6 protein-coding genes are annotated in these 14,758 nt (G+C 75.3%); 5 read left to right on the forward strand and 1 reads right to left on the reverse strand.

The genetic code is table 11. The features are described 5' to 3' along the window. Positions 1 to 595: DUF2690 domain-containing protein (locus SRB5_RS21255; RefSeq protein WP_153454407.1), on the forward strand; the 595-nt coding region annotated here is incomplete at its 5' end. 131 nt (positions 596 to 726) lie between these two features. Here SRB5_RS21255 and SRB5_RS21260 read toward each other — a convergent pair. Next, positions 727 to 2,349 (reverse strand): alpha/beta fold hydrolase, encoded by a 1,623-nt coding sequence (locus SRB5_RS21260; RefSeq protein ID WP_153454409.1) that lies wholly within the window; start codon positions 2,347 to 2,349, stop codon positions 727 to 729. A gap of 165 nt (positions 2,350 to 2,514) precedes the next feature. Here SRB5_RS21260 and SRB5_RS21265 point away from each other — a divergent pair, with 165 nt between their 5' ends. From SRB5_RS21265 to SRB5_RS21280, 4 genes are all read left to right on the forward strand, one after another. Beyond that, complete coding sequence (locus tag SRB5_RS21265) at positions 2,515 to 3,627, forward strand: sensor histidine kinase (RefSeq protein ID WP_153454411.1); 1,113 nt, start codon at positions 2,515 to 2,517, stop codon at positions 3,625 to 3,627. Beyond that, entirely contained in the window at positions 3,624 to 4,286 is a 663-nt protein-coding gene (locus SRB5_RS21270) for a response regulator transcription factor (protein WP_323378245.1), read from the forward strand. The genes SRB5_RS21265 and SRB5_RS21270 overlap by 4 nt, the downstream gene beginning before the upstream one ends. A 236-nt stretch (positions 4,287 to 4,522) precedes the next feature. Then, entirely contained in the window at positions 4,523 to 9,865 is a 5,343-nt protein-coding gene (locus SRB5_RS21275) for a beta-ketoacyl synthase N-terminal-like domain-containing protein (RefSeq protein WP_456114910.1), read from the forward strand. 66 nt (positions 9,866 to 9,931) lie between these two features. Then, complete coding sequence (locus SRB5_RS21280) at positions 9,932 to 14,698, forward strand: type I polyketide synthase (RefSeq protein WP_323378263.1); 4,767 nt, start codon at positions 9,932 to 9,934, stop codon at positions 14,696 to 14,698. Positions 14,699 to 14,758: the final 60 nt, after the last annotated feature.

Here is a 14,758-nt window from a genome sequence, read left to right on the forward strand (position 1 = left end):
CCCACCAACCCCCACCCCTGACCCGACGCCGCCCGCCCCCTCACGTCTGCGCCGGGTCCTCGTCCGGATCCGTGGCCTGAGCCCGCAGACGCTGGTCGGATCGCTGGTGGTCACGGTCGTCGGGGCGGTGCTGTCGGTGGTCCTCACCCTGGCGTTCACCGACGACGGCAAGACCGCGGACCGCGCGACCCCGAGCCCCACGCCGACCACACCGTCCCCCACCTGCTCCGGCTCGGGCTGCACCGGCCTCGACCCGAAGGACGCGCACTGCGACACCGGGGCGGTGACGATCGCGGAGAACTGGGCAGCGACCCTGCACGTGGAGATCCGCTACAGCCGCGCCTGCCACGCGGTCTGGGGCAAGCTCACGGGCGGCGAGGTCGGCGACACGGTCGAGATCCGGACGTCCCCGTCGACCGCGCAACTGGCGGCGGTCCAGTTCGGCCACGACAAGTACACCCCGATGCTGGGCGCCCCGGCCGACTTCACGGCCCAGGCGACGGCGGTGGCGGTGAACACGGACGTGGAACGGAAGATCCCCACGGGGCACGCGGTTCGCGCCGGCGCGGACGCGGCTGATCTGCCTGCGGGGTGATGGCGGCGAATCGGGACATCGGGTGTACCCGTGGGCCTTCGGTGGTGATGCCGACTTGCTGGGGTCGCCCGCCTGCCCGGGCACGCTGGTGTCCCCCGGCAGTGAAGCGAGCCGGGGGACATCAGGGGACGTCAGCTGGCCTGGACCGCCGTTTCCGTTGTCGCGTTGTAGGCCAGTTCCGGCTCCGGCCGCGGCTTCGGCTGGATGCCGGGGCAGCTGCCCGCGTCAGGGACGCCCGTGGTGAAGTACGTCGTCATGTGTGACGCGCAGGTGGGGTCGAAGGGGAGCGAGCCGTGGACGAAGTCCTCCACCGTGAAGATCGTGCCGCCTATTTTGTCGCGCATTTCCGCTGCCCAGGGGTACGGGGTCGAGGACTCGTGGCGGTGGGCCGAGAGTTGGAGGGAGCCCTGGGAGTGCTTCAGGGTGAAGTGTTGGGTCGGGAGGGACCAGCCGGCGCAGGTCGGGCGGAGGGCTGTGAGGAGGCCCGTCAAGGGGTTGTCCGAAAGGGTGCGCTGGTACTCGGTCCAGAGGCTGTCGAAGTCGCGGGCGCTCGTGTCCTCGTTGCAGAGGTAGGCGTTCTGCGCCGTCTCGTTGAAGGGCTGGGGTGCGTCCGCCGGGGGTTCCGGCGGGGTGTCCTGCGGAGGGGCGATCAGGTCCTTGATCTCCTGCGGGGCCGGGCCGCCCGGCGTCGCCGTCGTCAGGGCGTGGAGCGCCGTGCCCGCCTGGTCCCAGGCCAGGTCCGGGGCCGAGGCCAGGAACGCGACGAACGAGCCGTCCAGCGGCTGCGGGATGTCGGAGAACTCCCACGGGTGGGCGTCCGCCGCCTCGCGCAGCGCCAGGATCGCGGACTCGACCTCCGACGGGGTGTCCCCGAGGCCGTACACGGAGTCCCGTGACGCCAGCCAGGACGTGAACAGGCGGGCGCCCTCCTCCGTCGCCCGGGCCGAGCCCGGGAAGCGGTACGAGAAGTCGTACGCCCGCGGGGACACCACGCTGTCCAGCCACATGCGGCTGATCGTCGCCGGGAACATGCTGCGGTACACCGCCCCCAGCTGCGTCCCCCACGAGGCCCCGAAGTACGCCGCGCGCGGCGCGTGCAGGGCGCGGCGCACCGTGTTCAGGTCACGGGCCGCGTTCGCCGTGGTCAGGCCCCTCAGGAACGCCGGGTTGGAGGCGGAGCAGGCCGCGTTGTGGGTGGCCGTCGCGTCGTACATCCGGCGCAGCGCCGTCTTCGTCAGCGGGCCCGACGGCGGTTCCTGCGGGCCAGGGTCGCCCTCGGGGGCGGGGCAGTCGTACGACGTGCTGTAGCCGATGCCTCGCGGGTCGAAGCCGATCAGGTCGTAGTGCTCGTTCAGCGAGGCGTTGGTGGGGTTCTCCAGGACAAGCTGCGCCGGCATGAGGTAGCCGCTGCCGCCGGGGCCGCCCGGGTTCATGAACATCGGGCCGAGGCTGTGGGACCGGTCCGTGGCTTTCAGGCGCGTGATCGCGATGTCCAGCTGCCGGCCCGCCGGCCTGCGATAGTCCAGCGGCACCCGCACGGTCCCGCACTCCGTGCGCGCCCACAGCGCCCGGAACGCCTCGCGGTCCTCCGGGCGGATCTGCAGCTGCTCCAGGACCGCGTCGGAGTACTGCGGGCACGCGTGCCAGTCGACCGACAGCCCCTCTTGCGCCGCCGCGGTGCCGGTGGCCGTCACCCCGGTCGTGCCCATCGCCAGCCCTACGGCGACGGCCGCCACCCGTTTACGGATTCTCATGGTTCCCCCTGAGGAGTCGGTGGTGTTCGCACTCCGTTGTAGGAACCGGGCGGCAACAACACGGTCACCGAGGCTGTTGCCCGTTTGTTGCCGCCGCCCGCCGATACTGGCCTCGGGACTCGACGAGGGGGACGGCTCGTGTGGTGGTATCCGCGGACGATCCGCATGCGGTTGACCCTGCTGTACGCGCTGCTGTTCCTGGTCTCCGGGCTGGTGCTGACGACGCTGGTGCTGTTCGTGGTGTTCCGCGAGCCGATCCTGGTCACCTTCGAGCCCGCGCCGCCCGTCCCGCCCGACCCGCTGGGCGGGGACGGTCCGCTGGACATCGGGCCGCTGCTGCCCAAGCCGATAGCCGTCAGCCCCACCTGGGGCACCGTGCGGCGGGCCGGGGCGCAGGCGGGGCTCGTGCTGGGGGTGATGGCGTTCGTGTCGGCGGCCCTCGGCTGGGTCGTCGCCGGGCGGGTGCTCAGTCCGCTGCGTACGATGACGGCCCGGACGCACCGTATCTCCGAGCGCAATCTCCACGAGCGCCTGGCGCTCACCGGCCCCCACGACGAGATGACCGAACTGGCCGACACCATCGACGGGTTGCTCGCCCGCCTCGAGTCGGCCTTCGAGGCCCAGCGGCGCTTCGTCGCCAACGCCTCCCACGAACTGCGCACCCCGCTCGCCATGATGCGCACCTCCGTCGATGTCGCCGTCGGCAAACCCACCGTCCCGCCCCCGGTGACGGTGCTGGCCGGGAAGGTGCGTGAGGGGCTGGACGCCGCCGACCGGCTGCTCGAGGGCCTGCTGCTCCTCGCCCGGGCGCAGGCGGGCCGGCCCGAGACGGCGGACGTGGACGCGACGGCTCTCGTGGACGCCGCGGTCACGGCCCGGGCGGCGGCCGTCGAGGAGCGGGGGCTGACCATCGAGTCGAGGCTGATCGAGTCCGCCGTCGTACGCGGCAACGCCACCCTCCTCGCCAGCCTCGTCGACAACCTGGTCGACAACGCCGTCCTCCACAACGAACCCGGCGGCTGGATCGGCATCACCGTCGACCGCCCGGGCGCCGGCGCGACCATACGGCTCGTCGTGGAGAACGGCGGCCCCGTCCTCGACCGGCGGGCCGTCGCCGCCCTCGGCCAGCCGTTCCAGCGGATCGGCCGGGAACGCACCGCCCGTCCCGGCAGCGGCCTCGGCCTGTCGATCGTCGCAGCCATCGCCGCGGCGCACGGCGGCCGGCTGCTGCTGACGGCCCGGGCGGACGGCGGACTGCGCGCGGAGGTGGAGCTGTGAGGGTGCTCGTGGTGGAGGACGTACGGCGGCTCGCCGACGACATCGCCGAGGGGCTGCGCGACCAGGGCATGGCCGTGGACGTCGCGTACGACGGGCTGACCGGCGCGCAGAAGGCCGCGGTGAGCCCGTACGACGTGGTGGTCCTCGACCGCGACCTGCCCGGCGTGCACGGTGACGTGCTGTGCCGGCAGATCGCCCACGCGCCCGATCCGGCCCTCGTGCTCATGCTCACGGCCGCCGACTCGCCGGGGGAGCGGGTCGAGGGGCTGCGGCTGGGCGCCGACGACTATCTGCCCAAGCCCTTCCACTTCCCCGAACTCGTCCTGCGCATACGGGCCCTGGCCCGCCGCCGGCCGTCCGCGCGGCCCCGGGTGCTGCGGGCCGCCGGGATCGAACTCGACCCCGTGCAGCGGACGGCGACCCGGGCGGGGCGGCCGCTGCGGCTGTCGCCGAAGGAATTCGAGGTACTCGCCGCGCTGCTGGCCGCCGCGCCCGCGCCGATGAGCGCGGAGCTGCTGCTCGAGAAGGTGTGGGACGAGAACGCCGACCCCTTTACGCGGACCGTGTCGGTCACCGTGGGGCGGCTGCGGCGCAAACTCGGATTACCGGAGGCAATTGTTACGGTGTCCGGCGCGGGTTATCGGATCGCCGACTGCTGACCGGACGACCCCGACAGGATCTCCCGCTCCGCGGTGCCCGCCCCGTTTGCCGAGATCAGGGGGTGCAGGGGTCGGCTAAGGGTTGGCCGTGCCGGGGGTGCTCAGTAGCGTTCCGACTGTTCAGTGGCTGTGCCCCGCCGCCCGATTACCGAGGGGTTCGCGGGCCGTTCCGGGGGAGTGACGGATTTCCCCCGGGCGGGTCCGTAATTCCCGGGAAACGCGTGCAGGAACCGCGAGTGAGTCGCCACGGTTTCGGATTGAAGGAGAAGGTCTCGGTGAGCAACGAGCAGCGGCTTCTCGACTATCTGAAACGCGCCACCTCCGAATTGCGCGAGACCCGCCGGCGGCTGGCCGAGGCCGAGAGCCGGTCGCCGTACAGCACCGACCCCGTGGTCGTCGTCGGCATGGGCTGCCGCTACCCCGGCGGCGTGACCTCCCCCGAGACCCTGTGGCGGCTCGTCCGGGAGGGCACCGACGCCATCAGCGGCTTCCCCACGGACCGGGGCTGGGACCCCGACGTGTACGACCCCGAGCCGGGGACCCCGGGCCGCACGTACGCCCGCGAGGGCGGATTCCTGCACGACGCCCCCGAGTTCGACGCCGCGTTCTTCGGCATCGGGCCCAACGAGGCGCTCACCATGGACCCCCAGGAGCGGCTGCTGCTCGAGGTGACGTGGGAGGCCTGCGAGCGCGCCGGCATCGACCCCGCCACGCTCAAGGGCACGCCCACCGGGGTGTTCGCCGGGGTGATGTACCACGACTACGCGCTGGGCCGGGAGCCCGGCAGCACCAGCGGCGGCAGCGTGGTGTCCGGGCGGGTGTCGTACACCCTGGGCCTGGAGGGGCCCGCCGTCAGCATCGACACCGCGTGCTCGTCGTCGCTGGTCGCGCTGCATCTGGCCGCCGGGTCGCTGCGCCGCGGGGAGTGCTCGCTGGCCGTCGCCGGCGGGGTCACCGTGATGGCGACGCCGGAGATGTTCGTGTACTTCAGCAGCCAGCGCGGGATCGCCCCCGACGGCCGCTCCAAGTCCTTCGGCGCGGGCGCCGACGGCGTCGCCTGCTCCGAGGGCGCCGGCGTGGTGCTCCTCGAGCGGCTGTCGGACGCCCGGGCCAACGGCCACCCCGTCCTCGGCGTGATCCGCGGCTCCGCCCTCAACCAGGACGGCGCCTCCAACGGGCTCACCGCCCCCAACGGCCCCGCCCAGCAGCGCGTCATCCGCGCCGCCCTGGACGACGCCGGCCTCACGGTCACCGACGTGGACGCCGTCGAGGCCCACGGCACCGGCACCACCCTCGGCGACCCGATCGAGGCGCAGGCGCTGCTGGAGACCTACGGGCAGGGGCGCGAGGACGGCCGGCCCCTGTGGCTGGGGTCGGTCAAGTCCAACATGGGGCACGCGCAGGCCGCTTCGGGCATCGCCGGGATCATGAAGATGATCCTCGCCCTGCGGCACGAGCTGCTGCCCCGCACCCTGCACGCCGACCCGCCGTCCGGCCAGGTGGACTGGGACTCCGGCGCCGTGGAGCTGCTCACCGGGGAACAGCCCTGGCCGTACGACCCGGAGCGGCCCCGGCGCGCGGGCGTGTCCTCGTTCGGGATCTCCGGCACCAACGCCCACATCATCGTCGAGCAACCCCCCACCGACGACGAGCCGGGCGACACCGGGACCCTTCCCCCCGCCGCCGTCCCGTGGCTGCTGTCCGGCCGTACGCCCGAGGCCCTGGCCGCGCAGGCGCGCCGGCTCCTCCCGGTCGCCGAACAGCACGACCCCGTCGACGTCGGCTTCTCGCTCGCCACGACCCGCTCCGTGCTGACGCACCGCGCCTGTGTCGTCGGCGGCGACCGTGCGCGGCTGCTCGCCGGGCTCACCGCCGTCGCCCAGGGCCGCGGTGACGGCGGCGTGGTGCGCGGCGCCGGGCGGCGCGGGGGGCGGACGGCGTTCCTGTTCACCGGGCAGGGCGCGCAGCGGCTCGGGATGGGGCGGGCGCTGCACGCCGCGTTCCCGGTGTTCGCGGAGGCTTTCGACGAGGCGGCGGCCGCCCTGGACGCGGAACTGCCGCGGCCGCTGCGCGAGGTGGTGTGGGGGGACGATGCGGGGGCACTGCACGAGACGGGCAACGCCCAGCCGGCGCTGTTTGCGGTCGAGGTCGCTCTCCACCGGCTCATACGGTCCTTCGGGATACGGCCCGACGTGCTCGTCGGGCACTCCGTCGGCGAGCTCGCCGCCGCCCACGCGGCCGGGGTGCTGTCCCTGGCTGACGCGGCGCGGCTGGTGGCCGCCCGCGGCCGGCTGATGCAGGCGCTGCCCGAGGGCGGCGCGATGGTTGCCGTACAGGCGTCGGAGGAGGAGGTGTCGCCTCTCCTGTCCGAGGCCATCAGCTTGGCCGCCGTCAACAGCCCGGCGTCCGTGGTCGTTTCCGGCGACGAGACCGAGGCGCTGGCGATCGGCGAGCACTTCAAGGCGCAGGGACGCAAGACGACGCGTCTGTCCGTATCGCACGCCTTCCACTCGCCCCTGATGGAGCCGATGCTCGAAGAATTCCGTCAGGTCGCCGAGTCCGTCCGCTACGCCGAGCCCCGTACCCCCGCGATCTCCACCGTCACCGGCGAGCCCGCCGACTGGACCGACCCCGGGTACTGGGTCCGCCAGATCCGCGAACCCGTCCGCTTCGCCGCCGCCGTCCGCCGGCTCGAGGACGACAACGTACGGACCTTCGTCGAGATCGGCCCCGACGCCGTCCTCGCCGCCCTCGCCGAGCAGTCCCTCCGCTCCGACGAGACCGTCCTGGTCCCCACCCAGCGCAAGGACCGCGACGAGCCGGAGGCCTTCGTCACCGCCCTCGCCGGCCTGCACGCCGCCGGGTCCGCCGTCGACTGGCGGGCGTTCTTCGCCGGCAGCGGCGCCCGCCGCATAGACCTCCCCACCTACGCCTTCCAGCGCGACCGCTACTGGGCCGAGGCCACCACCGCCTCCGCCGACCCGGCCGCCGCCGGCGTCGACCCCGTCACGCACCCCCTGATCGGCGCCGCCGTGCCCGCCCCCGACGACGCGGCGCTGGTGCTCACCGGCCGCTTCGCCCTGGCCGAGCAGGAGTGGCTGGCCGGACACGACGTCCTCGCCGCCCCCGTCCTCCCCGGCGCCGGCCTCGCCGAACTCGCCGCGCTGGCGGGCGAGCGCACCGGCTGCCCCGTCGTGCGCGAGCTCACCGTCGAGAAGCCCCTGGTCCTGCCCGAGCGCGCCACCCTCCTGCTGCGCGTGGTGGCCGAGCCCGCCGCCGCCGACGGCACCCGCGAACTGTCCGTCCACGCCCGCCCCGACACCCCCGGCGCCGCCTGGCTGCGCTTCGCGTCCGGCGTCCTGGACGAGGCCGCCGCCCCACCCCCCGCGGACACCGGCGGCCAGTGGCCCCCGCCGGACGCCGACCCCGTGGCCCTCGGCGACGTCCGCGAGCGCCTCCGCGCCCGGGGGCACCGGCAGGGCACGGCGTTCCGCGTGCTGCGCGCGGCGTGGCGGCGCGGGGAGGAGCTGTTCGCCGAGGCGTCCCTGCCCGAGGGCGTCACCCCCGGCGGCTTCCTCGTCCACCCGGCGCTGCTCGACGCCGCCCTCCAGCTCCAGCTGGTCACCGGCTCCGGCACCGTCCCCCTCCAGCAGTCCCGCTGGCGCGGCCTCACCGTCCGGCGCACCACCGCCACGTCCGTGCTGCTGCACCTCGTGCGCACGCCGGCCGGCGGCTGGGCGCTGACGGTGACCGACCCGGACGGCAAGCCCCTGCTGTCCGCGGAGTCCGTCGAGAGCCGCCCGATCACCGCCGAGCAGCTGTCCACCCTGCACTCCGGCGAACTCCTCCGCCCCCACCTCGTCCCCGCCGCCGCCTCCGCCGCCCCGCCGGCGATCCTCGCCCGCACCGGCGCCGACCCGTACGGCATCGGCCTGCCGGACGCCGCGGACCTGCCCGGCGCGGGGGTGCTGGTGTACTGCCCGGCGGCGCGGGACTCCGCACAGGCCGTGGAGGAGGTACGCCGGGCCCTGCTGGCGCAGCTGGAGGGCGGCGACGAGCCGCCGCGCCTCGCCGTCCTCACCGCCGACCCCGCCGTCCAGGGCCTCGTCCGGTCCGCGCAGGCCGAACACCCCGGCCGGTACGTGCTGCTGGGGTGCGACACCAGCCCCGAGTCGTACGCCGCCCTGCCCGTGGCGCTGGCCGGGGGCGTGGACGAGGTCGCCGTCCGGGAAGGGGCGGTGCTGCTGCCCCGGCTGACCGCCGCCGCGCCGGCCACCCCCCGCCCCGACCTCGCGGGCGGCACCGTGCTGCTGACGGCCACCGGGGACGCGACCCGGACCGTGACGCTGCTGGCGCGGCATCTGGCCACCGGGCACGGCGTGCGGCGGCTGCTGCTCGCCGGGATGCCGGATCCGGGGCTGGCGGCCGAGCTCGCGGCGCTGGGGGTGAAGTCGCGGCACACCGACGTCGACCTCACCGACCGCGACGCGGTGTCCGCGCTGCTGGCGGGGGTCCCGGCCGAACAGCCGCTCAGCGCCGTCCTGCACGTGTGCGGTCAGGCCCCGGAGACCGGCGAGCCCGCCGACGCCGTACGGGCCGCCGTCGCGGCGCTGGGTCACCTCAACTCGTTCACCGAGGGCACCGGCCTCGCCGCCTTCGTCGCGGTCACCGGCACCACCGGCTACCTTCCCGGCCCCGGCAACCCGTGCGCCGCCGCCGCGGCCGGAGCCGTCCACGGGCTGATCGCCCAGCGCGCCGCCAAACGGCTCCCCGCCGTCGCCGTGGCCCTGGGCCCCGTGTCCGACGCAGCCGACTCGACCGAGGGCGAGAGGTCCGCGGCGATGACACCGGGCGAGGTGCTGATGCTCTTTGACGACGCGCTGCGCGCCGGGGTGCCGTCCGTACTGGCCCGCCGCCTCGACCGCGCCGCGCTGCGTGAGCGTCCCGACGAGGCGCCCGCCCTGCTGCGGTCCCTCGTCCGGGGTGCCACCACCGGCGGGCGGGTCGCGGCCGGTGCCGACGAGGACGCCGAGGCGCTGCGGCTGAAGCTCTCCGGGCTCACCCCGGACGAGCGCCGCCGCACGCTGCTCACGCTGGTCCGTACGCACGTCGCCGCCGTCCTCGGGCACGCGGGAACGGCCGTCGTCGAACCCGACCTGGCGTTCCGCGACATGGGCTTCGACTCCCTCGCCGCCGTCGAGCTGCGGCGCCGGCTGTCCGCCGCGACGCGCTGCCAGCTGCCCGCCACCCTCATCTTCGACTACCCCACCCCGCGCGCTGCCGCCGCGTTCCTCGACGAGCGGATGGAGTCCGCCGCCGACGACGCGACGGCCGCCGCGCTCGCCGAACTCGACCGGGTCGAGCGGATGCTCGCCGGTTTCCCCGCCGACAGCCAGGAGCAGGTGGGCGCCCGCCTCGACACCGTCACCCAGCGGCTCGACGCCATGCTGCGCCGCTGGCGCGACGCCCACCCCGCCGGCGAGCAGGACGCCGGCGCCGGCCCCGACCCGGTCGCCGACCTCGAGACGGTCAGCGACGACGAACTCTTCGACGTCCTGGACGGCGAACTCGGTCTGTAGACGCCGCCGTACAGCCGCGCCCGGCCCCGACCGGAAGGTCCACACCCCATGAGCGACGACAAGCCCGTGAGCAACGACGACAAGCTCCGCGACTACCTGAAGCGCGCCACCGCCGAACTCCAGCGCACCCGGCGGCGGCTGCAGGAGACCGAGGAGCGGCAGCACGAACCCGTCGCGATCGTCGCCATGGGCTGCCGCTTCCCCGGCGGGGTGCGCACCCCCGAGGACCTGTGGCAGCTCGTCGACTCGGGCACCGACGCCGTCAGCCTCTTCCCGGAGAACCGCGGCTGGGACAACGACGCGCTGTACGACCCGCAGCCCGGCACCCCCGGCAAGACGTACTGCCGCGAGGGCGGCTTCCTGCACGACGCCGGCGACTTCGACCCCGACTTCTTCAAGCTCAGCCCCCGCGAGGCCCGCGGCACCGACGCCCAGCAGCGGATCCTCCTCGAGCTCGCCTGGGAGACCCTGGAGCGTGGGGGCATCGACCCGCACTCCCTGCGCGGCAGCCGCACCGGCGTGTACGCGGGCGTCGTCTACCACGACTACCCCGGCGACGGCGGTACGGGCGGGCTCGCGTCCGTCGCCTCCGGGCGGATCTCGTACACCCTGGGCCTGGAGGGGCCCGCCGTCACCATCGACACCGCCTGCTCGTCGTCGCTGGTCGCCCTGCATCTCGCCGTCCAGGCCGTACGGGACGGGGACTGCGGGCTCGCGCTCGCCGGCGGGGTCACCGTGATGGCGACCCCGGTGTCGTTCGTCGGCTTCAGCCAGGACCGGGGGCTGGCCCCCGACGGGCGCTGCAAGTCCTTTGCCGCCGCCGCCGACGGCACCACCTGGTCCGAGGGCGCCGGGCTGCTCCTCGTCGAACGCCTCTCCGACGCCCGCCGCAACGGCCACCCCGTCCTCGCCGTGGTCCGCGGCTCCGCCCTCAACCAGGACGGCGCCTCCAACGGGCTCACCGCCCCCAACGGCCCCTCCCAGCAGCGCGTCATCCGCCAGGCCCTGGCCGCCGCCCGGCTCACCGCCGCCGAGGTCGACACCGTCGAGGCCCACGGCACCGGCACCGTCCTCGGCGACCCCATCGAGGCGCAGGCGCTGCTCGCCACCTACGGGCAGGGGCGGCCGTCCGACGAGCCGCTGTGGCTCGGGTCGTTCAAGTCGAACATCGGGCACACGCAGGCTGCCGCCGGCGTCGGCGGTGTGATCAAGATGGTGGAGGCCATCCGGCACGGGGTGCTGCCCCGCACCCTGCACGTCGACGAGCCCAGCCCCAAGGTCGACTGGACCGCCGGCAACGTCCGGCTGCTCACCGAGGCGATGGCGTGGCCCGAGCTGGGCCGGCCGCGCCGCGCCGGGGTGTCGTCGTTCGGGCTGAGCGGCACCAACGCCCACGTCATCATCGAGCAGGCGCCCGCCGAGGAGCCCGTACCGGCCGAGGAGGGCCGGGTGCCCGCCGTCGTCCCGCTGGCGCTGTCCGGCCGCAGCGCCGAGGCCCTGCCCGCGCAGGCCGCCCGCCTCGCCGCCCGGCTGGCCGCCGCACCGGACGTGCCGCTCGCCGACGTCGGCTACTCGCTGGCCACCACCCGCGCCGCCCTCGAACACCGGGCGGTGATCTGCGCCGCCGACACCGGCGAGGCCCTCAAGGCGCTCACCGCCCTCGCCGCCGGCACCCCGCCGGCCGCCTCCGGGATCTCCCGCCCCGATGCCCCCACGGCCGTGCTGTTCACCGGGCAGGGTGCGCAGCGCCTGGGCATGGGGCGGGAACTCGCCGCCGCGCACCCCGGGTTCGCCAAGGCGCTGGACGAGGTGTGCGAGGCCCTCGAGCCGCATCTGGGGCACTCGCTGCGGCCGGTGATGTGGGGCGAGGACGCCGCGCCGCTGGACCGTACGGAGTGCGCGCAGCCCGCGCTCTTCGCGGTGGAGACCGCGCTGTACCGGCTGCTGCGGTCCTGGGGGATCACGCCCGGGTTCGTCGCCGGGCACTCCATCGGTGAGATCACCGCCGCGCATGTGGCCGGGCTGCTCTCCCTGGACGACGCCGCGAAGCTGATCGCCGCGCGTGGCCGGCTGATGCAGGCGCTGCCCGAGGGCGGCGCGATGGTCGCCGTACAGGCGTCGGAGGAGGAGGTACGGCCGCTGTTGGACGACGGGCTGGGCATCGCGGCCGTCAACGGACCGCAGGCCGTGGTGGTGTCCGGCACGGAGGCCGCCGCGCTCGCCGTCGCCGGGCACTTCGGCGCCCTCGGGCGGAAGACCAAGCGGCTCGCCGTCTCGCACGCCTTCCACTCGCCGCTGATGGAGCCGATGCTCGCCGAGTTCCGTACGGTCGCCGCCTCCCTCGCGTACGGCACACCCACCGTGCCGATCGTGTCCATGCTCGACGGCGCCAACCTCGCCGACCCCGACCACTGGGTACGGCACGTCCGCGAGCCCGTCCGCTTCGCCGACGCGATCCGCCGCCTGGAGGCGGAGGGCGTCCGGACGTTCCTCGAACTCGGCCCGGACGCCGCCCTGTCCCCCCTCGGCCCCGACTGCCTCACCGCCGACGGCCCCGTCTTCGCCCCCGTCCTGCGCCGCGGCCGCCCCGAGGCACGCGACCTGACCGCCGCCGTCGCCCTCGCCCACGCCCGGGGGACGGCCGTCGACTGGCCCGCGTACTTCGCCGGCACCGGCGCCCGCCGTACGGACCTGCCCACGTACGCCTTCCAGCGCCGCACCTACTGGGCGCAGCCCGACGGCGAACCAGCGGCACCGCCCGCGTCCGTCCCCGGCGAGGACCGCTTCTGGGACGCCGTCGTACGGACCGACAGCACCGCCCTCGCCGAGTGGCTGGACACCGACCGAGACGCCCTGGCCGCCGTCCTCCCCGACCTCGCCGCCTGGCGCGCCCGCCGCCAGGAGACCGCCGACGTCGACGAACTGCGCTACCGCCTCGGCTGGACCACCGTCCCCGACCCCGCCGCCCCCGCACCCCTCACCGGCGACTGGCTGCTGCTGCACCCCCCGGGCCACGCGCCCACCGCCCTGGCCGCCGCGCTCACCGAACGCGGCGCCCGGCCCCGTACCGTCGAGACGGCGGCCACCGGCCGCGACCAACTCGCCGCCTTGCTGCCCGCCGAGGCGCCCGCCGGCGTCGTCTCCCTCCTCGCCCTCGACGAGGACCCCCACCCCGACCACCCCGCCGTCAGCCGCGGACTGGCCGCGAACCTGGCCCTGGTCCAGGCCCTCGGCGACCGGGCACCCCTGTGGCTCGTCACGCGCGGAGCCGTCGAGGTGGGGGACAGCCCCGTCAGCCCCGCCCAGAGCGCCGTCTGGGGCCTGGGCACCGGCCTGGCGCTGGACTTCCCCGGCACGTTCGGCGGCCTGATCGACCTCCCCGCCGGCGACCCCGACGCCCGTACCGCCCAGCGCTTCTGCGATGCCCTGACAGGCGCCCTCGGGGAGGACCAGCTCGCCCTGACGCCCACCGCCGTCCACGCCCGCCGCCTCACCCGCCCCGCCAGGCCCGACCCCGAGCAGCCCTGGCAGCCCCACGGCACCGTCCTCATCACCGGCGGCACCGGCGGCCTCGGCGCCCACGTCGCCCGTACCCTCGCCGCGGCCGGCGCCGACCACCTGGTGCTCGCCGGCCGCCGCGGCCCCGACGCCCCCGGGGCCACCGAACTGGCCGCCGAGCTGGGGAAGTCCGGCACCCTCGTCACCCTCGCCGCCTGCGACATCGCCGACCGCGACGCCGTACGCGACCTCCTCGCCGCCCACCCCGACCTCACCGCCGTCGTGCACGCCGCCGGCCTCCCGCAGCGCATCGCCGCACCCGGCGACCTCACCCTCGCCGAGTTCGCCGACGTCGCCGCCGCCAAGACCCTCGGCGCCCGGCACCTGGACGAGCTGCTGCACGACACCGACCTCGACGCCTTCGTGCTCTTCTCCTCCGGCGCCGCCGTCTGGGGCAGCGCCGGCCAGGTCGCGTACGGCAGCGCCAACGCCTACCTCGACGGCCTCGCCCGGCGCCGCCGCGCCCGGGGGAAAGCAGCCGTCTCCATCGCCTGGGGCTCCTGGGACAGCGGCATGGTCGACGCCGAACTCGCCGCCCTCATGCGGCGCATCGGCGCCCCCGCCATGCCGCCGCGCCTCGCCCTCGGCGCCCTCGGCCGGGTCGTCGCCTCCGGGGACACCCACGCCGTGGTCGCCGCGTTCGACTGGGAGCGCTTCGCCCCCACGTACACCCTCGCCCGCCCCCGCCCGCTGCTGGCCGACCTCCCCGAGGCCCGTGACGTCCTGGACGCCGCGGACCCCGCGGCCGGGGCGGGGGCCGGCGAGGACCTCGCCGCGCGGCTCGCCGGCCGGCCCGAGGCCGAACAGCGCGCCACGCTGCTGGACCTGGTGTGCACCCACGTGGCACCGATCCTCGGCTACGACACCCCCGCCGACGTGCCGTCCGGCCGCGGCTTCACCGACCTCGGCTTCGACTCCGTCGCCGCCGTCGACCTGCGTACGAAACTCGGCGGCGCCGTCGGCCGCACCCTGCCGACCAGCATGATCTACGACTACCCCAGCCCCGCCGAACTCGCGGACTGGCTCTGGACCGAGCTGTGCGAGGGCGGCGAGGAAGGCGAACTGCCCGTCCTCGCCCACCTCGACCGGCTCGAGGAGGCCGCCGCCCGGCTCGCCCCCGACGAGATTGCCGGCACCCGCCTCACCACCCGGCTGCAGGCCCTGCTCACCAAGCTCACCACGCACCCACGTACGGACGACGCCGGCGACCAGCTCGAGACCGCCTCCGCCGACGACGTCCTCGCCTTCATCGACAACGAACTCGGCCTGGGCTGAGCGGCGGCGCCCCGTCACGGGGGCACCGCCGCTCCGACCGGCAACGCGACCAACGGACAC

The organism is Streptomyces smaragdinus, from assembly GCF_009604385.1.
In the GTDB taxonomy this organism is placed as follows: domain Bacteria; phylum Actinomycetota; class Actinomycetes; order Streptomycetales; family Streptomycetaceae; genus Streptomyces; species Streptomyces smaragdinus.

What these genes read in the sequence shown, in the direction of transcription:
- SRB5_RS21265 (WP_153454411.1), top strand. Translation starts at nt 2,515, where the DNA reads ATGCGGTTGACCCTGCTGTACGCGCTGCTGTTCCTGGTCTCCGGGCTG.
- SRB5_RS21260 (WP_153454409.1), bottom strand. Translation starts at nt 2,349, where the DNA reads ATGAGAATCCGTAAACGGGTGGCGGCCGTCGCCGTAGGGCTGGCGATG.